The 25,491-nt window shown below is 71.3% G+C and carries 21 protein-coding genes and 1 pseudogene; 10 read left to right on the forward strand and 12 right to left on the reverse strand.

Annotation, left to right across the window (positions count from 1 at the left end; genetic code table 11):
• Nucleotides 1-27 precede the first annotated feature (27 nt).
• Nucleotides 28-3,438, forward strand: coding sequence for a pyruvate carboxylase (locus tag ALLO2_RS17840; protein ID WP_035733587.1), 3,411 nt, complete (start codon nucleotides 28-30; stop codon nucleotides 3,436-3,438).
• On the opposite strand, the gene ALLO2_RS17845 is transcribed toward ALLO2_RS17840, so the two are convergent.
• The 4 genes from ALLO2_RS17845 to ALLO2_RS17860 all read right to left on the reverse strand — a co-directional run bounded on the left by ALLO2_RS17845 (nucleotide 3,422) and on the right by ALLO2_RS17860 (nucleotide 10,069).
• Nucleotides 3,422-4,804: a bifunctional glycosyltransferase family 2/GtrA family protein gene (locus ALLO2_RS17845; RefSeq protein WP_035733629.1), complete on the reverse strand. Its 1,383-nt coding sequence runs from the start codon at nucleotides 4,802-4,804 to the stop codon at nucleotides 3,422-3,424. The two genes, ALLO2_RS17840 and ALLO2_RS17845, sit on opposite strands and share 17 nt — an antisense overlap.
• Before the next feature lie 365 nt (nucleotides 4,805-5,169).
• Nucleotides 5,170-7,557, reverse strand: a complete 2,388-nt coding sequence (locus ALLO2_RS17850; RefSeq protein ID WP_011434784.1) for a glycosyltransferase family 39 protein — start codon at nucleotides 7,555-7,557, stop codon at nucleotides 5,170-5,172.
• A 41-nt stretch (nucleotides 7,558-7,598) separates the two neighbouring features.
• On the reverse strand, nucleotides 7,599-9,317 hold the full coding sequence (locus tag ALLO2_RS17855) for a cell wall metabolism sensor histidine kinase WalK (protein ID WP_051875371.1): 1,719 nt from the start codon (nucleotides 9,315-9,317) through the stop codon (nucleotides 7,599-7,601).
• Entirely contained in the window at nucleotides 9,314-10,069 is a 756-nt protein-coding gene (locus ALLO2_RS17860) for a response regulator transcription factor (protein ID WP_023840873.1), read from the reverse strand. The genes ALLO2_RS17855 and ALLO2_RS17860 overlap by 4 nt, the downstream gene beginning before the upstream one ends.
• A 120-nt stretch (nucleotides 10,070-10,189) precedes the next feature.
• Here ALLO2_RS17860 and ALLO2_RS27415 point away from each other — a divergent pair, with 120 nt between their 5' ends.
• Nucleotides 10,190-10,384 (forward strand): hypothetical protein, encoded by a 195-nt coding sequence (locus tag ALLO2_RS27415; protein WP_139140053.1) that lies wholly within the window; start codon nucleotides 10,190-10,192, stop codon nucleotides 10,382-10,384.
• Nucleotides 10,385-10,520: 136 nt separating this feature from the next.
• Nucleotides 10,521-10,985: a hypothetical protein gene (locus ALLO2_RS17865; RefSeq protein ID WP_232235175.1), complete on the forward strand. Its 465-nt coding sequence runs from the start codon at nucleotides 10,521-10,523 to the stop codon at nucleotides 10,983-10,985.
• A gap of 94 nt (nucleotides 10,986-11,079) precedes the next feature.
• Here the strand turns inward: ALLO2_RS17865 and ALLO2_RS17870 are convergent, their stop codons facing one another.
• From ALLO2_RS17870 to ALLO2_RS17885, 4 genes are all read right to left on the reverse strand, one after another.
• On the reverse strand, nucleotides 11,080-13,410 hold the full coding sequence (locus ALLO2_RS17870; RefSeq protein ID WP_035733589.1) for an Hsp70 family protein: 2,331 nt from the start codon (nucleotides 13,408-13,410) through the stop codon (nucleotides 11,080-11,082).
• Between the two features lie 376 nt (nucleotides 13,411-13,786).
• Nucleotides 13,787-14,392: a hypothetical protein gene (locus ALLO2_RS17875; protein ID WP_011434788.1), complete on the reverse strand. Its 606-nt coding sequence runs from the start codon at nucleotides 14,390-14,392 to the stop codon at nucleotides 13,787-13,789.
• Nucleotides 14,393-14,462: 70 nt separating this feature from the next.
• Nucleotides 14,463-15,269: a response regulator transcription factor gene (locus ALLO2_RS17880; protein ID WP_011434789.1), complete on the reverse strand. Its 807-nt coding sequence runs from the start codon at nucleotides 15,267-15,269 to the stop codon at nucleotides 14,463-14,465.
• Nucleotides 15,266-16,516, reverse strand: coding sequence for a sensor histidine kinase (locus ALLO2_RS17885; protein WP_175443354.1), 1,251 nt, complete (start codon nucleotides 16,514-16,516; stop codon nucleotides 15,266-15,268). The genes ALLO2_RS17880 and ALLO2_RS17885 overlap by 4 nt, the downstream gene beginning before the upstream one ends.
• Before the next feature lie 364 nt (nucleotides 16,517-16,880).
• On the opposite strand from ALLO2_RS17885, the gene ALLO2_RS17890 reads away from it, so the two are divergent.
• A complete protein-coding gene (locus ALLO2_RS17890) occupies nucleotides 16,881-17,129 on the forward strand; it encodes a DUF6158 family protein (RefSeq protein ID WP_011434791.1) in 249 nt (82 codons plus the stop codon).
• Nucleotides 17,130-17,165: 36 nt separating this feature from the next.
• Here the strand turns inward: ALLO2_RS17890 and ALLO2_RS17895 are convergent, their stop codons facing one another.
• The gene (locus tag ALLO2_RS17895; RefSeq protein ID WP_035733591.1) at nucleotides 17,166-19,133 is read right to left on the reverse strand and encodes a substrate-binding domain-containing protein; all 1,968 of its coding nucleotides are present in this window, start codon (nucleotides 19,131-19,133) and stop codon (nucleotides 17,166-17,168) included.
• Nucleotides 19,134-19,423: 290 nt separating this feature from the next.
• Nucleotides 19,424-20,152: an NTP transferase domain-containing protein gene (locus ALLO2_RS17900; protein ID WP_035733595.1), complete on the reverse strand. Its 729-nt coding sequence runs from the start codon at nucleotides 20,150-20,152 to the stop codon at nucleotides 19,424-19,426.
• Nucleotides 20,153-20,277: 125 nt separating this feature from the next.
• Between ALLO2_RS17900 and ALLO2_RS24820 the strand changes: the two are divergent.
• Nucleotides 20,278-20,481, forward strand: a pseudogene (locus ALLO2_RS24820) (zinc ribbon domain-containing protein); the annotation flags it as partial.
• A gap of 109 nt (nucleotides 20,482-20,590) precedes the next feature.
• Here the strand turns inward: ALLO2_RS24820 and ALLO2_RS17905 are convergent.
• On the reverse strand, nucleotides 20,591-21,052 hold the full coding sequence (locus tag ALLO2_RS17905) for a MarR family winged helix-turn-helix transcriptional regulator (RefSeq protein ID WP_049761037.1): 462 nt from the start codon (nucleotides 21,050-21,052) through the stop codon (nucleotides 20,591-20,593).
• A 427-nt stretch (nucleotides 21,053-21,479) separates the two neighbouring features.
• Here ALLO2_RS17905 and ALLO2_RS17910 point away from each other — a divergent pair, with 427 nt between their 5' ends.
• Both ALLO2_RS17910 and ALLO2_RS17915 read left to right on the forward strand, forming a co-directional pair.
• Nucleotides 21,480-22,517: a nucleotidyltransferase gene (locus ALLO2_RS17910; protein WP_035733597.1), complete on the forward strand. Its 1,038-nt coding sequence runs from the start codon at nucleotides 21,480-21,482 to the stop codon at nucleotides 22,515-22,517.
• Nucleotides 22,514-23,389, forward strand: a complete 876-nt coding sequence (locus ALLO2_RS17915) for a metallophosphoesterase (protein WP_011434797.1) — start codon at nucleotides 22,514-22,516, stop codon at nucleotides 23,387-23,389. Before ALLO2_RS17910 ends, ALLO2_RS17915 begins: the two co-directional genes overlap by 4 nt.
• Before the next feature lie 14 nt (nucleotides 23,390-23,403).
• On the opposite strand, the gene ALLO2_RS17920 is transcribed toward ALLO2_RS17915, so the two are convergent.
• Entirely contained in the window at nucleotides 23,404-24,279 is an 876-nt protein-coding gene (locus tag ALLO2_RS17920; protein WP_232235177.1) for a Rieske (2Fe-2S) protein, read from the reverse strand.
• Between the two features lie 147 nt (nucleotides 24,280-24,426).
• On the opposite strand from ALLO2_RS17920, the gene ALLO2_RS17925 reads away from it, so the two are divergent.
• The 3 genes from ALLO2_RS17925 (at nucleotide 24,427) to ALLO2_RS24825 (ending at nucleotide 25,464) form a co-directional block, all read left to right on the forward strand.
• A complete protein-coding gene (locus ALLO2_RS17925; protein ID WP_035733602.1) occupies nucleotides 24,427-24,855 on the forward strand; it encodes a DUF2795 domain-containing protein in 429 nt (142 codons plus the stop codon).
• An 81-nt stretch (nucleotides 24,856-24,936) separates the two neighbouring features.
• On the forward strand, nucleotides 24,937-25,203 hold the full coding sequence (locus tag ALLO2_RS17930) for a hypothetical protein (RefSeq protein ID WP_023840865.1): 267 nt from the start codon (nucleotides 24,937-24,939) through the stop codon (nucleotides 25,201-25,203).
• 9 nt (nucleotides 25,204-25,212) lie between these two features.
• The gene (locus ALLO2_RS24825) at nucleotides 25,213-25,464 is read left to right on the forward strand and encodes a hypothetical protein (protein WP_011434801.1); all 252 of its coding nucleotides are present in this window, start codon (nucleotides 25,213-25,215) and stop codon (nucleotides 25,462-25,464) included.
• Nucleotides 25,465-25,491: the final 27 nt, after the last annotated feature.

Consider the following 25,491-nt stretch of genomic DNA (forward strand, 5'->3'; position numbering starts at 1 on the left):
GATGCGCACCCGTCCGAGGAGGCGCGTGTGCGTAAGGTACTGGTTGCAAATCGTAGCGAGATCGCCGTCCGTGTTTTCCGAGCCGCTCAGGAACTGGGCCTGCGCACGGTGGCGGTCTACACGCCCGAAGACGTTTCCGCGCTGCACCGGACAAAGGCGTCCGAGGCCTACGAGATCGGTGGCCCCGGGCACCCGGTGCGCGGATACCTGGACATCGATGCCCTGCTCACCGTGGCCAAGCAGGCGGAGGCCGACGCGCTGCACCCCGGCTACGGCTTCCTGTCGGAGTCGGCGGTGCTCGCCGATGCGTGCGCCACCGCCGGCGTCACCTTCGTCGGACCGCCCCCGGCGGTCCTGCGGCTGACCGGAGACAAGGTCGCCGCCCGGGACGCCGCGCTGGCCGCCGGGCTGCCGGTGCTGCGCGCCTCGGTGCCGCTGCCGGAGGGCGCCGGGGCGCTCGCCGCCGCCGAGGAGGTCGGCTTCCCGCTGTTCGTCAAGGCCTCCGCCGGTGGTGGGGGGCGCGGCCTGCGGCGGGTGGAACGCCCCNCCGACCTCGCCGACGCGGNGGCGAGCGCGTCCCGGGAGGCCGCCGCCGCCTTCGGGGACGGCACGATCTTCCTGGAGCAGGCGGTGGACCGGCCGCGCCACATCGAGGTCCAGATCCTGGCCGACGCCTACGGCAACATCATCCATCTGTACGAGCGGGACTGCTCGGTGCAGCGCCGGCACCAGAAGGTCGTGGAGATCGCCCCGGCGCNGCAGCTCGACGAGGCGGTCCGGGCGAGCATCTGCGCCGACGCGGTGCGGTTCGCCCGGCATGTCGGCTATGTCAATGCGGGCACGGTCGAGTTTCTTCTCGGCGCCGACGACCGGTACACGTTCATGGAGATGAATCCCCGGATCCAGGTCGAGCACACGGTCACCGAGGAGGTCACCGGGGTTGATCTGGTCGCGGCGCAGCTGCGGATCGCTGATGGGGAGAGCCTGGCCGGCCTCAACCTCACCCAGGAACAGATCGTCCTGCGCAGCACCGCCATCCAGTGCCGGGTCACCACCGAGGATCCCTCGGATGGCTTCCGGCCCGACATCGGGACGATCAGCTTCTACCAGTCACCCGGCGGTCCGGGGGTGCGCCTCGACGGCGCCACGTACCCGGGGGCCGAAGTCAGCCCGTACTTCGACTCGTTGCTGGTGAAGCTGACGACCCGGGGTAACACGCTGGAGAAGGCGGCGCGGCGCGCCCGGCGGGCGCTGAACGAGTTCCGGGTCCGCGGGGTGCGCACGAACATCGACTTCCTGGTGCGGCTCCTCGCTGACCCCGGCTTCCTCGCCGGCGGGGTGAGCACGTCGTTCATCGATGAACGGCCGGAGCTGCTCGCTCCCGGCAAGGGGGCGGACCCGACCAGCCGGCTGCTGGCTCGCCTCGCCGAGAGCACGGTGAACGGATTCCCGCGCCCGGCGGTCGCCCTGACCGACCCCCGGGAGTTGCTGCCGCCCGCGCCCGCGCAGGTGGCGGCGTCCGGCGGCACGGCGTCCGGCGGCACGCAGCCGCCGGCGGGATCCCGGCAGCTGCTGACGGAGCTCGGGCCGGCGGGCTGGGCGGCGTGGCTGCGCGCCCAGGAGGCGCTGGCCGTCACCGACACCACCCTGCGTGACGCCCACCAGTCGCTGCTGGCCACGAGGCTGCGCAGCTTCGACATCCTGGCGGCCGCCCCGTCGTACGCCGCGCTGACGCCGAACCTGCTGAGCCTGGAGGCCTGGGGCGGGGCGACCTACGATGTCGCGCTGCGCTTTCTCGCGGAGGATCCGTGGGAGCGGCTCGCCGCGCTGCGCCAGGCCGCGCCGAACATCTGCCTGCAGATGCTGCTGCGGGGGCGCAACGCGGTCGGGTACACCCCCTACCCGGACGACGTCGTCCGGGCGTTCGTCGCCGAGGCCGCGGCGACCGGCGTCGACATCTTCCGGATCTTCGATGCGCTGAACGACATCGAGCAGATGCGCCCGGCGATCGAGGCGGTGCTCGGTACCGGGGCGATCGCCGAAGGGACGCTCTGCTACACCGGTGACCTCTCCGACCCGGCGGAGCGGATCTACACCCTCGACTACTACCTGCGCCTCGCCGAAGAGCTCGTCGAGACGGGTGTGCATGTGCTTGCCGTGAAGGACATGGCGGGACTGCTGCGCCCGGCGGCGGCGGCCACGCTGGTGACGGCCCTGCGGGAGCGTTTCGACCGGCCCGTCCACCTGCATACCCACGACACCGCGGGCGGCCAGCTCGCCACCCTGCTCGCGGCGTCCGCGGCCGGGGTGGACGCGGTGGATGCCGCCGCCGCGCCGATGTCCGGCGGCACCAGCCAGGTCAACATGTCCGCGCTGGTGGCGGCGACCGACCACACTCCCCGGGCGACCGGCATCGCGCTGTCCGCGCTGTCCGCGATGGAGCCGTACTGGGAGGCTGTGCGCGACCTCTACGCCCCGTTCGAGGCGGGGCTGCGGGCCCCGACCGGGGCCGTGTACCGGCACGAGATTCCCGGCGGCCAGCTGACGAACCTGCGTCAGCAGGCGATCGCGCTGGGACTGGGGGACCGGTGGGCCGAGGTCACCGAGTGCTACGCGATCGCCAACGAGCTGCTCGGCAAGCCCATCAAGGTGACGCCGACCAGCAAGGTCGTCGGTGACCTGGCTCTGTTCATCGCCGGCGGATCCGTCGACGTGGACCGGTTGCGTGCGCATCCCGAGGAGTTCGACCTGCCGGCCAGCGTGCTCGGCTACCTCGCGGGTGAACTCGGCACGCCGCCGGCAGGCTTCGCCGAACCGTTCCGGGAACGGGCGCTGGCCGGGCGCCGTCCGTCGCCGCCGTCCGTCGACCTCGACGCGGCGGACGCCGACGAGCTCTCCTTCCCGGGGGCCCGGCGGGTGGCCCTGTCCAGGCTGCTCTTCCCCGGCCCGTGGAAGGACTATCTGCGGGCGGTGGACGCCTACGGGGACTCCTCCGTGGTCCCGACCGACGGCTTTTTGTACGGGCTGCGGCCTGGCGTTCCGCTCACCGTCACCCTGGAGCCCGGGGTAGAGATCATCGTGGAGCTGGAGACGCTCTCCGAACCGGACGACTCCGCGATGCGCACCCTGTACCTGCGGGTCAACGGCCAGCCCCGGCCGGTGCGGGTCCGGGACGCGTCCATCACGGCCACCACCACGGCGGCCCGTCGGGCGGACGCCGCCGATCCGAACCAGGTGGGCGCCGGGCTGCCGGGCATCGTCACGTTCAGCGTCGCGGTGGGCGACACGGTGACGAAGGGCCAGCGGCTGGCGGTGGTGGAGGCGATGAAGATGGAGGCCGCGGTGACCAGCCCGGTGGGCGGGACCGTCGTGGAGCTCGTCCGCTCCAGCGGCGACTCCGTCGAGGTCGGCGACCTGCTGCTTACTCTGCGTTCCTGATCTCGCCGGTCGGGGCCCGCCTCCGCGGGGGTGTCGTGGCCGGGGGCATCCCGGCCACGTTCCTCGCCTCCCGGTCCGGGCGGAAAACCCAGGCGCGTAGCAGAAGGAACCGGATGACCGTGGAGGCCAGGTTCGCCAGCACCAGCACGGAGAGTTCGAGGCCGCGGCCGGGGTTCGTGCTCGCCGCGTGCAGGAGCGCGAGCGAACCGCTGGTCAGGCCGAGGCCGACGGCGAACACCACCAGGCCCTGCAGATGGTGGCGACCGGCGCGCCGCGGACCGGTGAGACCGAAGGTCAGCCGCCGGTTCGCCGCGGTGTTCGCGACCGCCGTGAGAAGCAGCGACAGCAGGTTCGCGATCTGCGCCCCGGTGACTGTCCGCAGCAGGACGAAGAGCACCAGATAGGACAGCGTGCTGGCGACCCCGATCGCGGCGAATCGCAGGAGCTGACCGGCGAGTCCCTTCGGTACCCCCGGGACCTCGACGACCTTGCCCTCCTCGGCGTGGCCGGCGGTGAGCGGACCTCGGCCGAACTCCTGGTGCAGCTTGGCGAGCGGCAGCTTTCCGCTGCCGAACGCCCGCAAGAGGCGGACCACACCCNTCAGGTCGGCGATGGCCGTGGCGAGGACGTCGACGCGGCTGTCCGGATCATCGATCCAGTCGACCGGGACCTCGTGGATGCGCATCCCGGCCCGTTCGGCCAGGACGAGCAGTTCGGTGTCGAAGAACCAGCCGCTATCCTCCACCAGGGGTAGCAGGCCCGCCGCGGCGTCGGCGCGGATCGCCTTGAAGCCGCACTGCGCGTCGGAGAACCGGGCCGCCAGGGTCCTGCGGAGGATCAGGTTGTAGCAGCGGGAGATCACCTCCCGGCGCGGTCCCCGCACGACCCGGGAGGCGGGGGAGAGCCGGGTGCCGATAGCGAGATCCGAGTGGCCGCTGATGAGCGGAGCCACCAGGGGCAGCAGCGCGGCGAGGTCGGTCGACAGGTCGACGTCCATGTAGGCGAGGACCGGTGCGGGCGAGAGGCCCCAGGCCGCCCGCAGTGCCCGGCCGCGGCCCTTGGCCTCGAGGTGGATCGCGGCGACCTCGGGGAGCTCCTTCTCCAACGCCTGGGCGATGGCCAGGGTGCCGTCGGTGCTGGCGTTGTCGGCGATCGTGATCTGAAAGGGGTACGGGAACGTCCCGGTCAGGTGGGCGTACAGCCGTCGNACGCAGGGGGCGAGGTCGTTCTCCTCGTTGTACACGGGGATGACGACGTCCAGCACCGGGCGCGGACGGCCGCCGTCCGGCCCGAGCCACCCGGGCTGATGATGTTGAACGGGAATGCTCTCTCCGGTGCTCCCGGTCGTCTCGAAGGTCCCGGTCATCACGGTCATCCCGGAGATCACGGTCGTCCCGGAGGTCTCGGTCGTCCCGGAGATCACGGTCGTCGAGGAAGGCATCCGTGTCATCGTCATGCTCTCCACCCTCGGTTCGGGAGCTGTGCCGCTCGTGTGCCGATGCTGTGCGCCTGCTGTGAGCGCCGGCCGGGCTGAGGACCGTCTCGGTGGTTGTGGTTGTGGTGCGGAGCGGATTGGAACCATAACTGTGAGGCATCGCGTCGGTGAGGCATCGCGCCAACGCGGTGACGCCCACCAGGAGGATCGCGACGGCGATCGCGGCATCCTGGTGGGCGTCGCGTTCACCCGTGGCCCACGGGCTGGACGCCCGTCCGCGTCAGGCCACCGCAGCGTCAGGCAGTGACGCCGGTGCCCGTCGTGGAGCCGGTGGTGGCGCCGGTCTTCGGTGCGGTCAGGTCGTAGAGGGTCACGCCGTCGACCGTCTTCGAGGTGAAGTTCTCCGTCACCCAGCTGGAGATCTCCCGTGAGGACGAGCTACCGCCGTTGGCCTGACCGAAGCCGCCGCCGCCGATGAAGTAGTGGATCTTTCCTTCGGCGACGTACTGCTTGAACTGCGCCAGGGTGGGCGAGGGGTCGCTCCCGTTGAATCCGCCGACCGGCATGACCGGGTCCTGGGTCGCGAGCTGGTATCCGGCCGCGCTGTTCGAACCGACCGCGGCGGCGACCCAGGTGTAGGAGTCCGCGTTCTGCCTGAGCAGCTTCACGATCGTGTTGCTGGGAGTGACGGCGCTGAGTAGACCGCCTGGGCCACCGCCCCGGCTCTCCCGCCCGCCGAGGATCCCGTTCCCCAGCGTGGTGGTTCCGGTCCCGGCACCACCACCGGCCTGGCCGGGCATGCCGCCCTGGCCGCCGGGCATCTGCTGCCCATCGCCGGGGAAGGCCCCGCCGGGGAAGATTCCACCACCCTGTGGGCCGCCCTGTGCCCCGCGGCCCATCCCCCGCGGCGGGAAGCCCCGCTGACGGCCGGCCTGCAGGCCGCCCTGGCCCATGCGGAAGAAGCGGCCGCCACCCGGCCCGCCGAAGCCGGCGCCGGCGGGACCCGCCGCCGGGATCGAGCCGGTGTGCGGGGTCGCCGCGGTGGCGATGGCATACGAGCCGGGTCCGAGGAGCCCGGCGACCAGCGCCACGGTGGCGACACCGAGCGCGGCCCGCCGCGGCAGTCGGATGGCCGCGAGGAACCCGAGCGCCGCGATGATCCCGGCGACGAGCACGGCGTACCGGATCCATGGATGCCACTGGGGGGTGCGGTTCAACAGGGTGTAGCACCAGGCGGCGGTGGCGGCCATCGTGGCAGCCGAGACCACGGCGGCGGCGGGATGCCGGCGATGACGCCAGAGCAGCGCGCAGCCCATCCCCACCAGGGCACCGACCGCCGGGGCGAGCGCCACCGTGTAGTAGGCGTGGAAGATGCCCTTCATCTGGCTGAAGACGATGCCGGTGACGAGCAGCCAGCCGCCCCAGAGAAGGAAGGCGGCGCGGGCGCGGTTCGTCCGCGGGGCGCGCCGGGTGATCCACAGGCCGGCGACGAGCAGGATCAGTGCCGTCGGGAGCAGCCAGGAGATCTGACCGCCGACTTCCGAGCCGAACATGCGGGTCCAACCGGCCTGGCCCCACATGCCGCCCCCGTGGCCGCCCGGACCCCCGGGGCCGAAGATGACCGTGCCGCCGCCGGGAGCGGCGCCTGCCGCGCCGTTCCCGATGGATTCCGGCAGGCCGCCCATCCGGCCGCCCCGGCCACCGCCAACGCTGCCGGTCTCGTTGCCGGTAAGTCGGCCGAGTCCGTTGTAGCCGAGGGTGAGCTCCAGCAGGCTGTTGTGCTGTGAACCCCCGATGTAGGGGCGGGAGGACGCCGGAACGAGCTCCACGATCGCGATGAAGAGGCCGGCGGGGATCAGCAGTCCGAGCCCCGCGGCCAGGGTCTGCCGGACGCGCCGCCAGAACGAGGTCGGCGCGGTCACCAGGTACACCAGCGCGAAGACGGGGACGACGAGCAGTGCCTGCAGCAGCTTCGTCAGGAAGGCGAAGCTGACCAGGACCCCGGCGAACACCAGCCAGCGGGTGCTCGCCTGCTCGATCGCCCGCAACGTCGCGTAGGCCGCGGCGACCAGGAGCAGCACGAGCAGGGCGTCCGGGTTGTTGAACCGGAACATCAGGGCCGCGACCGGGGTCAGGGCCAGCACCGCGCCGGCGAGCAGGCCCGCACCGGCGGAGAACTGCCGCCGCACGGTCTGGTAAAGCAGGCCGACGGTGGCGACACCCATCAGCGCCTGGGGCACGAGGATGCTCCAGGCGCTGAGGCCGAAGATCCGGACGGACAGCGCCATGACCCACAGGGAGGCCGGCGGCTTGTCGACCGTGATTGAGTTGGCGGCGTCCGAGGAACCGTAGAAGAACGCCTTCCAGCTCACCGAGCCGGCCTGGACCGCGGCCGAGTAGAACGCGTTCGCCCACCCCGACGCGCCGAGGCCCCACAGGTAGAGCACACCCGTGCCCACCAGCAGGGTGACCAGTGCAGGTCGGACCCAGCGGGCGTCCTCGGCGGATACGTCTTCGGCGGATACGAGGCCACCGGAGCCGCCGACCGGGAGCCCGGTCTCGGTGGGGGCGTCGGGGGAGGGCACGTGGTGGGGCTGGTCCCTGGTCCACGGCATGCGCCGCCGATGTCCAGGGGCCCGACCGCCTCCGGAGAGGGGCACCGGGTCGGTGAGTATGGGCGACATGGGGATCACTGTCGACCGCGGACCTTTCGGCTTCTTGTGATCTACCTGTGCGCAGGCTGTGAAGCTCGGTCGGGGTGCGTCGGGCCGGTCAGGCGGGCAGGCTCGGACGGGACCGTCTCCGAGGGGGGGAGGCATCGGGGCAGCTCGACCATGAAGGCGGTGCGTCCCGGCTCGCTCGTGGCCCGCACGTGCCCGTGATGTGCCTCGACGACGGCGGCGACGATGGCGAGCCCCAGCCCGGTGCTACCGGCGGCGCGGGACCGCGAGCTGTCGCCGCGCGCGAAGCGTTGGAAGACCTCGGGGAGCAGATCCGGAGGGATGCCCGGGCCGTCGTCCACGACCGCGAGGATCGCCGTGGGGCCGCTCACGGTCAGGCTCGCCGTGACCTGGGTGCCAGGCGGCGTGTGGGTGCGGGCGTTGGCCAGCAGGTTCGCGAGAACCTGGTGCAGGCGGGCCGGGNCCCCGGNGACCGTGACCGGCTCCTCGGGCAGGTCGAGAGCGAAGCGGTGGCCCGGGGCAGCCACGTGCGCGTCGTTGACCGCGTTGACGATCAGCCGGGAGACGTCCACCGGTTCCCGGACCAGGTCCCGACCGGAGTCGAGCCGGGCGAGCAGCAGCAGGTCGGAGACCAGCGCCGTCATCCGCGCGCTTTCGGACTCGACCCGGCTCATCGCGTAGGTGACGTCCGCGGGGACGTGCTCGCGGGTCCGGCGGGTCAGCTCGGCGTACCCGCTGATCGCCGCGAGCGGAGTGCGCAGTTCGTGGCTGACGTCGGCGAGGAACTNGCGCATCCGCATCTCGCTCGCGTGGCGGGCGGCCAGCGCGGCACCGATGTGGCCGAGCATCCGGTTGAGCGCCGCCCCGACCTGGCCGACCTCTGTGCGCGGGTCGGTGTCTACCTGCGGCACCCGCACCGACAGGGCCACCTCACCCCGGTCGAGGGGTAGCTCGGCGACCCGGGAGGCCGTCGCTGCGACCCGCCGCAGCGGTCGCAGCGTGACGCGGACGATCGCCGTGCCGGCGATCGCGGCGGCCGCGACCCCCACCAGCGCCACCACCCCAGCGATCATTGTCATCCTGGTGAGGGTCGCGTTCACCTGTTTCATCGGCAGCCCGGTGACGACGATCATATCGTCATGGGTGGTCCTCGCGAGGAGCCGATAGTCACCCTGATCGCCGAACGCCCGGGTATACGGCCGCAGGTAGGCGGGAATGCCCGCGACGACGGCGGTCTCGGCGGTGGTCAGCTCCTTCCCCTCGCCGGCGGTATCGATGAAGGCCCCGTAGGTTCCATCCTCGCCCACGACGGCTCCCAGCGTTCCCGGATCGACCGGTCCACGGAAGAACCGGCGGACCCGCAGCTGCTGCGGGCTGAGGCTGGACGGCTGGTCGGCGGCAGCGGAGTCGGCGGCAGCGGTGGCAGCGGAGTCGGTGGCAGCGGAGTCGGTGGCAGCGGAGTCGGCGGCAGCGGTGGCAGCGGAGTCGGCGGCGGCCGGGGCCGGGAGGGCCGGCAGGGCCGGGAAGGACGGGAGGTTCTGGAGAAAGGTGGGTTCCGGCCGGTCCCATCGCCCGCTGGCCTCCCGCAGCCGCCTGTCGAGCTGGTCGACGAGGACTCCTCGCAGCGCGACGGCGGTGACGAACACGATCACCAGCGAGACGGTCGCCAGCAGGAGCATCAGTAGGGCGAGCAGCCGGGTGCGCAGTGACCAGCGCGAGGGCGCGACCGGCACGATCCGGACCCGGTGAGCCGGGGAGCTCATGCCGGGCCCGGCGAGGTGCCCCTCGATGACGGGGTGGCGGAGGTCCTCGGTGCCAGCGCCGGATCGGCCGGCCGCAGGACGTACCCGGCCCCGCGCATCGTGTGGATCATCGGGGGGCGGCCGGCGTCGATCTTCTTGCGCAGGTACGAGACGTAGAGCTCGACGACGTTCGCCTGGCCGCCGAAGTCGTAGTTCCAGACCCGGTCGAGGATCTGGGCCTTGCTGAGCACCCGGCGTGGGTTGCGCATGAAGAAGCGCAGCAGCTCGAACTCGGTGGCGGTGAGGTGCACCGGCTGGCCGGCGCGCTGCACCTCCCGGCTCTCCTCGTCCATCGTGAGATCGCCGACGACGAGCCGGGCGCCCTGCAACGCCTCGGTGGTGCGCGCGGCGCGGCGCATCAGTCCGCGCAGCCGCGCGACGAGCTCCTCGAGACTGAACGGCTTCGTGACGTAGTCGTCGCCGCCGGCGGTGAGCCCCGCCACCCGGTCCTCGACGGCGTCCCGGGCGGTCAGAAACAGCACCGGTACGTCCGGGCTCTCCGCCCGCAGGCGCCGAAGCACCTCCAAGCCGTCCATGTCGGGCAGCATGATATCGAGAACCACCGCGTCCGGCCGGAAGTCGCGGGCGAGCCGCAGCGCTCCGCGACCATCCGCGGCGCTGCGCACTTCCCACCCCTCGTAGCGCAGCGCCATCGACAGCAGCTCCGCCAGTGTTGTCTCGTCGTCCACCACGAGGACCCGCACCGGTTGCATGGTGTCAGCTTCGCCTCCTTGGCTGGCTGTTACCTGAGGTCTTGCTGTGAGCCTGCTGTGAATGCCGGGTCTGTGAATGCCCGGCGGGGCCGCGGAATCGTAGGCGTGCCACTCGCCGCGATGTCCATCGACGAGACGACCGGGACCCCCTCGAATGGCAGCCTCTCCCGGGGTGGCGGGCCCGACGGCTTGGATGGGATGGACACCACGCTCGATCAAGTATTGCACCACATTTTGCCAAGATTTTATCTTGGTGAGACCAATGAGGGCGAGAGTAGTGAGGGATGGGTGAATCTCAACGAGATCACGATGTGATCTGTCGTCGGGTTGACCGTCGGAGTATCCCCCTTCAGGGGGTTCACCTGCGCAAACTGGGTAGGTGCACAGCATGGCTCGCCACAGTCGTCCTCGGTCCGCCGTCCGCGGTAACCGTCCCCGTATCGTGCGCCGGGTGGTACTGCCCACCGCAACTCTGGTCACCGCGGGAGTCGTGACCGTGGGTACGGCGTTTGCCTGTTCCAGGTCGTCCTCAGTGGCGTCGGTTCCCGGGGAAACCAGCCGCGTCGTCGCTGCCGTGGCTCGCGGCGCCGGCACCTTCCCGCCGTCGGCCGGGGATGCGGACGCGATTGCCGAGGCGGTCCGGACGAGCTCGTTCACCGCGAATGTTCCGCCGCAGAACTACGAGGTCACCGGAACCACCCTGGCCGCCAGCGACCCGAGCTGGGCACTGACCGAGCTGCGCCCGACCGTGGCCGATCTCGACCGGGCCGAGGGTGTACTGCATCACACGGGCTCCGGGTGGGAACTGGTCCAGCTCGGTACCTACGAGGTCGGGTGTGGCGTCGCGCCCGAGGCGGTGCTGGACGACCTCGGCCTGCAGTGCCCGCCACGGGACGGCGCGGTCTTTCCGACCTGATCTCCGGGAGTTCCGGGATCTCCGGGAGTTCCGGGATCTCCGGGAGTTCCGGGATCTCCGGGCGGCGGCTGTGCCTGCCGGGACGGCCGGAGCGTCAGGGGGTGTAGATGATGTCCCAGAGCCGAGCGGTCATGTCGGTACTGGTGGTGGCGAGCAGGAGGCCGTAGGGGGCGAACGCGCAGCTCATCACCGTGCTGCTGTGCCCGGTGAGGGTGGCGATCGCGGACCCGGTCGCGACGTCCCACAGTTGCGCGGTGTCGTCGGTGCTCGCCGTCGCCAGCAGGTGGCCGTCCGGGGAGAAGGCGCAGCTCTGCGCCGAACCCGGCAGAGTGAGCACGGTGGTGCCGCTGGAGGCGTCGGTGAGCCGGGTGCCCTCGTTGCCGCTCGTCGCGAGCAGCCGGCCGTCGGGGGAGAAGGCGCATCCGCCGGCGAAGTTCGTGTGCCCCGGCAGGCTCATGATGATCTCGCCAACCGTGACGTTCCACAGCAGGGTGGACTCCGCGCCGGCGGTGACCAGCAGCCGGCCGTCGGGGGAGAAGGCGCAGCCGTAGACCGAGCCGCGATGGCCGTTGAGGGTGGCAAGGTTTTTCNCGGTCGACGAACCCCACAGCCGGACGGTGCGGTCGGTACTGGTCGTGGCGAGCAGGCTGCCGTCCGGGGAGAAGGCGCAGCCGTACACGGGTCCCCGGTGCCCGGTCAGGGTCACCGTCTGGCGGGCGGCGTCAACGTCCCAGATGCGGGCCGTCTTGTCGCTGCCGGTGGTGGCGAGCAGCTTGCCGTCCGAGGAAAAGGCGCAGCCGTGCACGACCAGGCTCTTGCGTCCGCTGAGTGTGACCGACGTTCGGCCGGTGGCGACGTCCCACAGCCGGGTGCCGTCCTTGCTGGTGGTGGCGAGCAGCTTGCCGTCCGGGGAGAAGGCCGCCGAGGTGACGTCGCGTTCGTGTCCCTTGAGGGTGGCCCGCGCGGTGACCTCGACGTGGTGGGACGGGCGGCTGCTGCGCTCGAAGCCGCGCAGGTCCGCCGGCACCGCCGACCCCATCGGCACCGGCCCGGACGGAAGTGTGGTCGCCAACCAGTCGGCGTCGCGGACCGGAGTGCCGGGTGCCGCGTGGGTGTGGATGAGGCTACCCGGCGCCTCGGCGGCCAGGTCGAACAGGGAACCGTCGGTGAGGCGGACCCGCGCCAGCACGGCGCTCGCGTCGAAGCGCTCCCCGGGCTCGACGAGCCAGCGCACCATCGTCGCCCGCCCGCCGGGGATGTCCCAGCGAGCCGGTTGCAGGACCGGATTCGGGCGCGCCGCGGTGGTCCGGCGGGTGGAGACCGAGCTTGCCCAGGCGGCGGCGCCGAGCACCACGGCGAGCTCGGGATCGGCGGGGNGGNAGATCTGCTGCCCCNGCCNGTCGGNGNCGACCCCNAGCCGACCTTCGAGGATGTCGGTGACGACCGGGATCCGGGAGCTGCCACCGACGAGGAGCACCCCACTCAGCTTGTCCGGTCCGTAACCGGAGGACTTCAGCAAGTGCTGGCAGCAGGCCATCGTGCGGGCCAGGATGGGGGAGGCGAGCTGGGCGAACCGGTCACGCTGCATGCTGACCAGCAGGCCGGCCGGGCTGAAAACATCCTCCACCACGGCGATGTCGGAGAGTTGATGTTTCACTGCCCGGGCGAAGTCGAGCAGCTCGTGGCGGGTCCGGTTGGCCGTGGTCTGGAACGTCTCGCCGATCCCGGGCGGATTCAGTAGCGGTTCCAGCCCCGGCCCGTACAACCCCAGGATCTCGTCGAACAGAATCTGGTCGAGTTCGCGGCCGCCGCAGTCGTGCAGAGCCGAGTGGGAGAGCATCTCGTGCCGGCCGTCCTCACCGACCGCGACCAGCGCCCCCTCGAACGTCCCGCCGCCCAGGTCGTACACGAGCATGAGCGAGCCGGGCTCGGGCGCGACGCCGACCACCGGCGACCAGGCCGCCGCGACCGGCTCGGCGAGCAGGTCCACGTCGACGAACCCGGCGGCCTCCGCTGCGGCGATCATCGTCCGGCGCAGCGGGCCGGCGGGATCGTAGCTCGCCGGTATCGTGACGACGGCCCGCGACAGCGCCGCACCACCGAGCTGCTGTTCGGCCTCGGCCTTCAGCGCGGACAGCACCGCGGTCACCAGCACGTGCGCCGGATAGCTGCGGCCGTCGAGTGACACGGCGCTGTCCCGGGCCAGATCGCGCTTGACCTCGCCGCGGTACGCCGCGGGCCAGATCCGCTTGCGCCGCTCGGCGAGCGTGCCGACGATCAGGCTGCCGCCATCCACGAAGACCGACGCGGGCCAGCTCGCCGAGCCGCTCGCGGGCTCCTTCACCGGTTCGATGCGACCGTCGACGGCCAAGGCGGCCGAGGCACTGCAGGTGCCGTAGTCGATGGCGAGGATCGGCTCGCCCACAGCACCCCCTGTCCACGTTTCCAGTGGGCAGATCGTAGCGATGTCGACAAAGCCACCAGCGACACCCTCATCAGTGGGGCGAACGCCGGGACCGAATGTTTGTGACCGGTTGCCCCCCGTGGCGGCTTTCACCGGTGCGGACAGCGGCGGCCGGCGCTTGCCGGTATGAACAGGCGGACTGCCGACCTTCCCCGACGACCGACAGTCCGCGGAATCACGCCGGTGCGCCCCCGATTCGGCACCAAGCCATCTCGCTCCCCCCGACGATCCGGCCCGAACCCGTCGCACCGGCGCGGTCCCTACCCTCGATCCTGGTAGTTCCGATGGGCCGACACCATCCCTCAATCATCGGGGGAAAGCGGATGATCCCCGGCCGTTACCGATCCGTCCGGGTAATCCATCGGCTGGGGCGCCAGGGCGCGCGACGCAGGTCGCCCATGGCTGCCGCCAGCCCGGCTACCTGCTCGGCGGCCTGCTTGCCGAGATCAACGGCCACGGTGCGCGGTAGCGAGGACCCCTCGCCCGGGATCGTGCGCAGCCGGGCGACCACCGGTCCGAGCCGGATGATCTGAAGGTAGCCCGCGAGCGAATCGCCGGTGACGAGATGCAGGTGGGCGGACCCGGCCGTGCCGTCCGTGACGGGCCTGGCCCGGGCGACCAGGCGTCGGGTGAGTGCGGCGGCCCGCCGGTTGTTGCGCAGCAGCCACCGCGAGTCGTCCAGCCGGTACAGATCCGCGTCCGGGGTACCCAGCCAGATCGCGTGCCCACGGTGCACCGCCTGGATCTCACGGCCGTCCGCCTCGGGATTCGTGCCGTCACCGGGGATCGGTTGGTCAGCCGGATGGGCCGTCGCGACGTCGGGAGATCTGATCCGCCACATGCCGACGGGGAGCGCCTCCGGTCCCAGGAACGACCCGCGGAAGGCCGCCCAGAGACGACAGGACCGCGGATGACCCTCATCCTCGCCGCCTCCCCCGCCCATCCTGACGAGGGTGTGACCGAAGCCGGCGCAGGGCAATCCCTCGAAATCAAGGGGCCTCAATCGNGGGGGCTCAGCCGAATCCGAGCTCGCGGGCCCAGAGGGCGGCCGCGGTGCTGGGCGGGATCGTCGCCGGGGCGTCGGGATGGCTCGCCACGTACTTCGCCTTCGCCGTGCGCAGATAGTCGGCGACGACACTGGCCTTGACGTTCATCGCCCGCGCCGCTTCCCGGTGGGACATACCCCGGCAACCGACGAGGACCATCACCTCGGCCTCCCGCGGGGAGGGCCGGTGCAGGCGGCGCCGTCGGCGGGCGGCGTCGAAGATTCGATCGAGCAGGTCGTGCACGGCGGCGGCGGTCATTCCCCACTCGCCGCGCAGCTCGTCAATGAGGTCGCCCTGGGCGAGTCCGCGCAGCAGGTTCCGTTCCCCGGGGCCGATCTCGCCCCGGGACAGCGGTCGCCGGTGCGCATCCTCCAGCAGAAACCCGGCGAGGCGGGCGGAGACGTGGAAGCTACCCCCGGCGACGGCGGTCACCGCCGCCACGAACTGCTGGGCCGGGGCGGTCTTCTCGACGAAGCCGCGAGCCTGCGCGGCGACCGCGTCGAGGACCTCGTCCGGTGTCGCAACCCCGGAGGTCGCCAGCACCCGAAGACCGCGTCGATGCAGGTCGGCCACGGCGGCGGCCCCGGACACCCCGGGCAGGTGCAGGTCGCACACCACGATCCCGGGCGTGGTGTCCCGGTCGAAGGTCTCCAGGCTCGGGGCCGGCGCCAGCACGGAGAACCCCGCGCCGGCGAACCTGGCGGCCAGCGATTCGGTGGCGATCGGATGATCGTCGATGATCGCCACCGAGACCGGCCGGCGATCGACGCTCATCGGCCGGTCCCGGGCGCGCCGGCTCCGGTCGGCTCGGCGGCGGGCCAGCGGAAGGTCACCTTCGTCCCATCGCCCGGCCAGGCGGTCACCAGGGTCTCCCCGCCATACCGGCGCAGGGCGGAATAGCTTCCGGTCATGCCCCCGCCCGCTCGGACGGAGCCGGGATCGAACCCCACGCCCCTGTCCCGGACGACCACCAGCACCGAATCCGCGTCGCCCTCGACGAAGAGGTGGACCTCGTCGGTGCTGGCGGAGTGTCGGACCACGTTGCGCAGGGCCTCCCTCGTCGCGGCCACCAGTGCCTCGCGGACCTCCGCGGGCGGTTCGCCCTTGATCGACACGAAGGGCACCAGGGCGAGCCCCTCGTCGGCCAAGGCGTCCACGACCGCGGACATCATCTCCTCGAGGCCGTTCTGGGTGGAGTCCGGTGAAGCCGTGCCGTCGACGGCCAGGGCCCGCGGGTCCATCCCGCGTGGATCCATGATGATCCGACGCGCCCGCTGTGCCCCGCGCCGGGCCTCCCGGACGAGTGCCGGTGAGGGCACTCCACCGGCGGCAACATGATCGACGACGGGGAGCAGGTAGTCGTGGATCTCCCGATGGGTGATCTCACGCTGGCGCAGGCTTTCGGCCTCCTTCTCCTGCTCGATCGCGAGCCGCCCGGCCGCCGCGGCCTCGTCCTGGGCGGCCGCGGTCGCCGCGCAGAGCGCGCGCAGCTCGCGGGCGATGAGCATGGCGACGACGTACCACAGGGCGAAGCCCAGCAGGTCCGAACCGAGCTTGAGGGAGACATCCGGCAGCACGGCCAGGCTCCATGCCGCCATCAGGACGGCCACCGCACCGACCGCGAGCAGCGTCAGCCCGAGGCCGAAGCCGATGCCCGCGGGTGCGACGAGGCTGAACGGCACGAGCTCAGTCATGATCTTGTTGCGTTCGTCGGGTTGCGCGGCTCTGGACCCGACGAGCATCAGCGCCACGCAGAAGGCGACGTCCGCCAGGACCAACCGGGGGGACAGCCGGCCCGGCCGCCGCCAGACCCGCCAGGTGAACCAGGATGCCTCGACGGCCGCGGCAGCCACGATCAGCACGGCGATCCACGGGTGGCGCAGGCGAGCCCAGCCGAAGAGCGGGATGATCACGAACGTCGCACAGGCTGCTCGGGTGTAGCCGACCATCCGGGACATGCGTTGCTCGGTACGTTGGATGACGTCGCAGGAAGAAGCCGCCGATCCAACCAGCCCGGTCATAGTGCGCAACGGTAGCGAGCCAGCCACAGATCGACCAGCGTCTGCCAGCGCCTGACCAGAAGGAGCGGGCATCTGGTCGTCCCGGTGTGTGAAGAGGGCCATCCGGGCACCGCAATCAGATGCAGACCACGTATCCCGTCATCGTCACGGTCGCGCCGCCGGGTCCCGGCCCGACGCCACCCGAGCCCTCGCCGCCCTCGCCGATCCCCGATCCTGTTCTGCCCGGTCCCGAGCCGACGCCACCCGAGCCCGCGCCGGATCCGGTACCACCGCCCGGCCCGGGGCCGGATGTTCCGATCCCGCCGAACCTGCTGGTCCTCCCGCCAGCCGGGAATCGCGCCGCCGGAATGGGTAGACCGAGGGCATGATGCACCGACCAGCTGGAATTCCCGCGCAGGAGCTGACCGACGTCGATCTCGTCCGAGAGCTGCGGCACCTGCATCGTACCCGGCACGATGCCTTCATCGCGGGGAGCGAGGACGCCTTCGAGACCCACACCGCACGGATGCTGGAGCTCGAACGCGAATACCTGCGGAGGTTCCCGGACGCCGCGAGTCCCGATCCGCGCCGGACCCGAGCCGGCAGACGGCGTGCCGCCGGAGTTCCCGTCTGAGCGGTTTCAGGGGCGCGGTTTCAGGGGCGCGTGGCTTCAGGGGCGGACGCGGGTGAGCGCGTCGAGGTAGATGTCGACCACCTGGCTCGGGTCCGGCCGGAGGTAGGAGCGTCCTGCGGTCGCCGCGGCGATGCGCGACAGCGCGGTGAGGTCGGCGTCGTTGCTGTAGGCGATCATGATTATGGCGACCGGCCGCTTCGGGTCGTACTCGGCGTGCAGCTGTTCGATCAGGCTGTCCAGGCTCGGCGCGGCCGCACCCCGGTTCGTGTCGCGACCGTCGGTGAGGATGACGACCTGGTTGAGCCGGCCGGGGACGTAGTGCTGGGTCAGGAAGCGGAAGGCCGCGAGCGTGGTGGCATACAGATCGGTGGCTCCGCCGGGGACGATCCCGGCCTGCGCGGCGATCAGCTCGTCCCGATGGGTGCCGCCTCGTCCGGGTGCGTTGAGCGCAGCCATCGGCACGAGATCCCGGTAGCCCTGGACTCCCTGGGCGCCCTGCTCGCCGGAGAACCGCCAGAGACCGACCTGGCTGTCGGGTGCGAACAGGCGCAGGCCGGCCAGGGAGGTCTCGACGGCCGCCTGCAGCCGAGTTCTTGACGGGTCGGTGCCCGGGACCGGTTCGGCCATCGATCCGGAGCTGTCGAGCGCCACGAGGGTGGCACCACGCTGACGGGCATGGCGGAAGAACCGCCGAGCCGTGCCGAGCGTGCTGTCGGAGGCGTCCGTGCTCGCCAGCTTCGGCGGGACGGAGCGCACCCCGTCGGTCGCGTTGAGCGTCCCGGCCAGCCCGCCTGGGTCATCGTGGCCCGCCAGCTCGGTGGGTGTGCGGAAACCGGCTCCGCTGAGAGCCGCGCGGCCCGCGTCCCCGCGCAGGAACGCGGCGAAGGCGTCCGCCGCGGCCCGCCGGGACGACGAGCTCGCCGTCTTCTTCAGGACGATGTACGGCACCGTCGCCGTGAACATCCCGTCCGAGGGGTAGGACGCCACCAGCGTCGTGGTCGGGGGGTTACCGTTCTGGCTTGTCAGGGACCGGTTGTAGGCGATGACATCGGCCTCCAGAGCCGGGAAGGCCGAGGGAGCGGATCCGGCCGCGCCGTTCTCCGTGCCGCCGGTGCGCACCGAGTCGAAGAGTTGCTGGTCATACTCTGGCAGCCAGTCGATGGAGCGTTCCTGCCGGAGCACGGTGAGCTGGGCCGCGCGATCCTGGTCGAACGTGCCGGTGGTCATCTCGGCCGCGGTGAGTCCGCGGGCGGCGCCCACCGTTGCGATGACGGCCCGCAGCGCGGCGGCCGAGTGCTCCGGATTGGCCATGGCGAACCGGAAGTCCCCCCACTGGGGCTCGCCCCGGTGGGTCCAGAAATCGGCCTCGCCCGCGGCCGCGGCCAGTTCGGCCCAGGTCACATGATGTTCGGGCCAACCGAGGCGCTGTGCCATGAGTCTCGGCATGGCGATGACGACGGGCGATCCCGCGATCGTCGTGGCCTTCGCCGGCAGTTTCGCCGTGACCGGGTCCGATTCCTGGCCCAGCTCCAGCCAGTCGGCCGACTCCGGGATCCAGACGTCGGGCGGCCCGGGGGAGTCCGGCGACTCCGGCCGGGACAGCGTGTCGAGCACCCGGTCGGAGGCGACCACCGACACGGCGAGGGTCACGCACGGGCCCGCCGAGCCCTCGGCACCGGCGCGCTGACGATCGAAGTCGGCGGCGAGCCGGCTGATCGGCGCCGCGAGTGCCGGCGCGGTGGTGATGGTCAGGGTGGCCCGTTCGCCGCCGTCCGCGCATTCCCCGGCCGATCCGGCATCCCAGGCGGCGCGGGCCGCGAACCCGATCCCGGTGGCGGTCAACGCGCCCAGTACAAGCAGCGCCGCGCCGCTGACGATGCCCAGGCCGACGGTGACGGCACGGCCGCGGCCACCGGCCCGGGACCCGCCATACCGGGACGCGCCGTGATGGGACGCGCCACCACGAAATCTGTTGCGGCGGGATCGATGGCGGGCGNCGGACACGGAGACGTCCTTTCCGCGAGCGAGCGTCGTGNCCGNCCCTGACCCGCCACCAGCACGATGGTCTGCGTAACGTTTCCCGCCGAGCCCATCGCGCAGCGCCCGACACCATCCCCGGGTGTCCGGCCAGCCTCAGATGGTGATGGTATGGTGCCCCGCGCCGGTTCCCGTGCCGCCGATACTGCCGGTGGCCCGGTTGGGCGTCATCCTTTCTTGGAATACCGGGGTTCGCTGTTGTTCTTCCGTTTCTCACGTCGTTGCGGCGGTGTTCCTACTCATGGGTCCTTAGCGTTCTACCCGGGCTGGGTGTGCGTGTCGCCGCTGGCGAGGTCGGCGGGGGTTTCGAGGTCGGCGGGGGTTTCGAGGTCGGCGGGGGTGTTGACGTCGGCGGGTGAGCCGGTGCCGTCGCAGGGCACGCCGGTGACCTCTCCCGGGTGGGCCCGCAGCCACGCCCGGGCGCCGGCCTCGCCGCGCGCGAGAGCCGCCACCTCGGGCCAGACCGAGCGGCGTAGCAGGACGGGATGGGCCGGCCGGCCTCCGTAGGTGGCGGTCATCGCCGGATGGGCCGACCCCGGGTCGGCCGCGGCGGAGATCAGACGTTGCACCGCCGCCGCGCCGAGGGAAGGTTGGTCCACCAGGGTGACAACCACGGCGTCGGTGTCGGTGCCGACCAGGGCGGCGAGACCGGCCCGCAGCGACGCGCCGACACCCTCGGTCCACCGCGCGGCCGATACCAGGCGAACCTCCGGTATCAGGCCGGCCGTGGGTTCCAGGCCGATCTCGGGCGCATCCCAGCCCGCGGGCGCCGGCCCGGCGACCCGGCGGGTGGCGAGGCGTCGCACGACGATNCCCNCCTCGNCCGCGGCGGCGCNGGTGACGNCCACGNCCGGCCGGCANCCCCCCGCCGTGAGCAGGCGGACACCCCGCTCGACCAGCGTCACACCGCCCAACTCGACCAGAGCCTTGGGGCGTCCCATCCGCCGTCCTGCCCCGGCAGCGAGCAGCAGACCGGCGACGTTCACCGGATTCGCGGCGTGGATGCCCCACGAGAGATTCGTGAAGTCACATTTTCACCTTCGTGATCTGGACAGGCATCGGGCTGCTTCTGGTCGGTGATGCCTGGCCATGCTAGGCGGAGCCGTCCCACGCTGGCTGGTCGCGGTTCGTCGGGATGCTGGAGTACAAGGCCGCCCGGTACGGCCGGACCGTGGTGAAGGTCGACCGGTGGTTTGCGTTGTCGCAGGTCTGTTCGGCGTGCGGGGTGAAGGACGGGCCGAAACCACTGACCGTCCGGTCGTGGACGTGCCCGGCCTGCGGGGTCGTCCACGACCGGGATGCGAACAGCGGCGTAGCAGGCGGGNATCTCCACCCTTCAGGGCGGAGAGGACGTCAAGAGGCGGCGATACCGAAGATGCCGACCGTCATCGACCTCGGGCGATACGTAGCGACCCCGCATCGTGTTAATGGGGCCTATCCTGGTCGACGATGCGGGCCAACATCGACAACAGGGCGGTCTGTTCCTCCTCGGACAGCGGCGCCAGCAGCTTGTCGTTCATCTGGTCGATGCGGTCCGCCACCTGACCGTGGGTCGACTCTCCCCGCTTGGTCAGCCGCAGGACGTTGCGCCGGCCATCACGCGGGTCACGGACCCGGCGGATGAGCCCACGCTGCACGAGCCTCGCCACCACATCGGCCACCGTCGACCGATCCAGGGAGGCTCGTTCTCCGAGCGTGCGCTGATCAATATCGGGATCAGCGAGCAGGCTGTTGAGGACCACGAACTGCGGAGGTGTCGTCTCGGTCGAGACAGTGGTGGTCCAGAGCTGATAGGTCACCTGCTGGAGCCGGCGGGCCAGCTGGCCGGGATGGCTGGACAGGTCGACCACGCCGTGGCCGCCCGGGGCGGCCGGCCGCGAGGTCAGGGTGGCCGGCCCAGTGGCGCGTTGTTCAGGGAGGCGTTCGCCGGAGTTCTCCGGTGCGGCTGTTTCCCCTCCGAGGGCCCTGGCCAACTGGTCGGATCGTGTGCGCGTGTTCAGGGTTCGCTTCCAATCCGGTGTCGAAGTAGGCGGGCGACAGGTTTGCCGCGAAGGTCATCATCGCTCATGTCGACGCTCGGTGTCGTCAAGCCGTGAGATTCAGGTGTCTATCAGGCGTCGAAGTGGTAACTCTTGTGGCATGTAGTGAAATTATAACTACGGATAGCCGGACGGCGCCATGCTTCTGTAGTAGTCCTGTCACCGCTTCGAGGTAGTCATTTAGAGGTGTCGCAATCGCGACAGCCACCTGCCGCCCGACTCCGGTGGGGTACGCGAGGTGCATCACATGGTTCCCGCGGGTACGGGCAGCGGTATGGAGGATGCGCCCAGAGGCCTGCGGGAGAGTCTGAAACGCGTGGCTGTGACCCTGAAGGAGGCGGGCATCCCGTTCGCTCTCGGGGGCAGCTACGCCTGCTGGGCCCGGGGCGGCCCCGAGCCGGTCCACGACGTCGATTTCATGCTGCGCGAGGACGACGTGCCGCGGGCGGTCGAGGTGCTTGCGAACGCCGGCCTGCGCCCGGTCGACTCACCCGAGGACTGGCTCACCAAGGTGTTCGACGGCGAGGTGCTGGTCGATCTCATCCACCATCCGGTGGGTCGGGCGGTGACCCAGCAAACGCTGGAGCGGTCCAGTGAGATGTCGGTGGACTCGGTGCGCATGCCCGTGCTGGATGCCACCGACTGGTTCGAGATGACCCTGTTGGCCCTGGAGGAACGGTACTGTGACCTCGCTCGCGTGATACCGATGATCAGAGCGATGCGGGAGCAGGTCGACTGGGATCAGGTACGTCGCGCGACGGCCACCTCCCCCTTCGCCGAGGCGGCCCTGCTCGTGGCCACCCGGCTCAACCTGATCCCGGCCGCCGGTCGTGCAGTGTCGGCCGAAGGTGCTCCGTCTACCGAAGGTGCTCCGTCGGCCGGGGGCACCCCCACGGGTTCACGTCCGCACGGCCCGTTGGTGCCAGCGGGTGGGGCGGTGCCAGCGGGTGGGGCGGTGCCAGCGGGTGGGGCGGTGCCAGCGGGTGCGGCGGAGCAGGCCGGGACCGCGAAGCGGATCGCCGACACCGCCGGGTACGGGGCACTGAACCTCACCGAGGCCGATGAGTATCTTGCCGGTGACCTGCACGAACGCCTCGCCGAGGATCCAAGGGTGGCCGAGCTCGGGCTGGAGGTGGTGGTGGATGGCCAGCAGATCCTGGTCGAGGGCGAGGTCGCCACGGACGCCCGCCGCCGGGCCGTCGCGGATGTGCTCGCCGAGGCGCTTCCCGGACGCCTGGTGAGTAACGAGGTCACCATCGCGGATCGGGGGATGCCGACCGAGGCGCCGCCGAACGTGGAGACCATCTCATGATCAGAATTGCCGCCGTCGGCGACATCCACCTGGGCGTGGACAGCCGCGGAACCTTCGCACCGCTGCTGCGTGGACTCGCCGGTCGGGCGGACGTGCTGCTGCTGGCCGGTGATCTCACCCAGCGGGGGCTGCCGGCCGAGGCCGAGATCGTCGCGGCCGAGGTGGCGGACGCCGAGGTGCCCGTCGTCGCCGTCCTGGGTAATCACGACTACCACGGCGGTGCCGAGAACGAGATCATCGAAATGCTGGCCGATGCTGGCGTGACCGTCCTCGAAGGCGGCGGCACGGTCCTCGACATCGACGGCCGCCGTCTCGGAATCGCCGGCGTCAAGGGATTTGGCGGGGGGTTCGCCGGGGCCAGCGGAAGCGACTTCGGCGAACCACTGATGAAGGCGTTCATCCGGCACACGAAGGACGCCGGATCCCGGCTGCGCGGTGCGCTGGAAAGTCTGGATTGCGAAATCCGTGTGGCTTTGATGCACTATGCTCCGGTACCGGACACGCTCATCGGCGAGCGAACCGAGATCTTCCCGTTTCTCGGCAGCTACCACCTTGCCGAGGCGGTGGACGCGGGGGCCGCCTGCCTTGCGCTGCACGGTCACGCCCATGCCGGTTCGGAGCACGGGATGACGGCCGGTGGGGTGCCGGTCCGTAACGTGGCCCGGCCGGTGATCAGGAAAGCCTATGCGCTTTACGGGGTGGGCGAGATGGCCACCACCGGGCGCCCGGGCTCGGACCGCGCGGGCCTACAGCGCTCGGCTGGCGCCGCCAGCCCGGCCGTCGTCCCGCCAGCCGTCCCGCCAACCGGTCCGGCAGCCGGGACGCCCCGCTCCGCGGCGGACAGCCCCTCGACGCTGTCCCGCCCCAGTTAGCTATTCCGCGGTAGCTATCCCGCCCCAGGCAGCCGTACCCGGACCTCACCATCGGAGATCCACACATCGAACCGCGGCTGGGGCGCGGTCGCGGGACCATGCACCACCGCGCCGTCCGTCACCCGGAAGGTGCTGCCGTGCCAGGGGCAGCGCAGGCAGGTGAAGCCGTCCCTTCGGATGATCTCTCCCTTGTGCAGTGGTCCGGACAGGTGGCTGCACCGGCCGGCCAGTACGTCGACGTGGTCTCCCTTCCGGAGGAGGACGACCGGCACATCCCGCAACAGCCGCGCCTCGGGTCGGCCGTCCGCCAGTTCGTCCAGAAGGGCGAGCGGATGCCAACCGGGCGGCAGCAGGTGGGGTACCTCCTCGGTGTGGTTGGCTCCCGACGCCTGCCGGTGGGCCAGATGACCGCCGAGGTAGGCCGACGTGCTGGCCGTGGCGAGGCCGAGCAGCGCGAGACGACGGCCGAGGCGGCCGTTGCCACGCCATCGGATGCCGAGCGAGGCGGCGTAGCAGCAGGCCGCCAGACTGTTCGTCGCGGCGTGCGCCNCCCCGNCCCGCAGTTGGCGCTCATGCAGCTCGGAGTAGTCGGCGAGGCCGCTGGCGGCGGCCGAGACCGCCGCGAGCAACCCCGTGGCGATCAGTACCCGGGCCGCCCGTTCGGACCCCTCGTGACGTCCCGCGAGCAGGTCCACGATTCCCGCGGAGATCCAGGTTCCGATGGGGAGCGCAGCGAGCGCCGGATGCAGCGGGTGACCGAGCGGCACGCCGTGCAGGGTGTCCCGGATGGTCCCGTCGTGCAGGGAGCGGCGGACCATGTCACGGATCTTCACTGCCACCGGGTCGAGAGCTTCGGCCCGCTCCAGGCGTTCGGCGGGTCTGACCAACACGTTGTGGGGTATCCGCACCATGGATGCCGGTGTTCCCGCCCATCGCTGGCCGTGAACATCTGCTGACCGGAGAAGCCGGGTGGCCCGATCGCGGGTTTGCTTCGTCCGTCAGCGCGCACCACTGAAACAGCGGAAAGGAACGAGAACATGGCAGTGGATCGCGGAAGCACCAAGCACGGCCCTGTGCGCGACGACATCTTGGCGCACGAGGTCGAGGGGCTTGTGCGGGCCGGGCGGGACACACGGGCGGAGGAATGGCGCTCCGCTGAACCGTTCCCCGAGGAAGCGACCGGTGGCCCGCAGAACCTGGATGCCGCTGGGTCGCGGGTCGGTGTGCCGGCTGGGATGACGCCGGTGGACGTCGAGGAACGCTCCGAGCTCGCCCGCTGGCTCGGCCGGGCGGTCTTCCCCGCCAACCGTGACGAGATCATGGATCATCTGCGTCATCAGCACGCCCCGGACCGGGTGGTTGACGAGGTCGCCGGTGCGCCGCCCGACATCCAGTTCACCTCGTTGGGCGCGCTGTGGCGGGNACTGCGACCCNGCCCNCCNCACGTGGNGNCACGGCGNCACTGAATCCGTCCGATGATCCATAATATGACCAACATCATGAAGTAGTCGGTATGACGCCGTAGCCGGCGGGGTACGGAAACACCCGTGGGTGGCGGGCTCGCCGCGAGCGTTCTGCTGCTCGTCGGCTTCGCGATGATCGGAGCGTTCAACGTTTTTGCCTTCGGTGCCCTCGCCGGCCTGTGGGCGTTGGGTATCGCATGGATCATGGTGCTCGGCCCGCGGGCCATCGATCGCCGGGTCGTCCGCGCTCGGCTGCGGGAGGCGCTGCGGGGGGTGCGGCGGAGACTCCGGTGGCCCGGTGCCTTGTTCCCGTGGGCCCGGGACTGCGTGACACGCCGGTGGCCTGGGTAGGACACGCCCATGGGTACGAGTGGGTTCGGCTATGGCGACCAACGACCCGGATCAGGTGATCTGCTGCAGACCCTCGTAGCCGGTCTGGATCAGACGGAGCGGGAAGATACCCTGCGGCTGTTGCGACGGCGGCTGGTGGAGGACCGGGCCGCCGCGTGCGGCGGCCAGCGGGACCGTCAGGTGGATGTCGGCCCGCGGACCCGGGCGGCGCGTGGGCCGACGAAATCGCAGGCCGCGGGCATCCATCGTCACCGCGGATGAACGGTGGCGTCAGGATGAACGGTGGCG

Origin of the sequence: Frankia sp. Allo2 (assembly GCF_000733325.1) — a bacterium.
Classification (GTDB): domain Bacteria; phylum Actinomycetota; class Actinomycetes; order Frankiales; family Frankiaceae; genus Frankia; species Frankia casuarinae.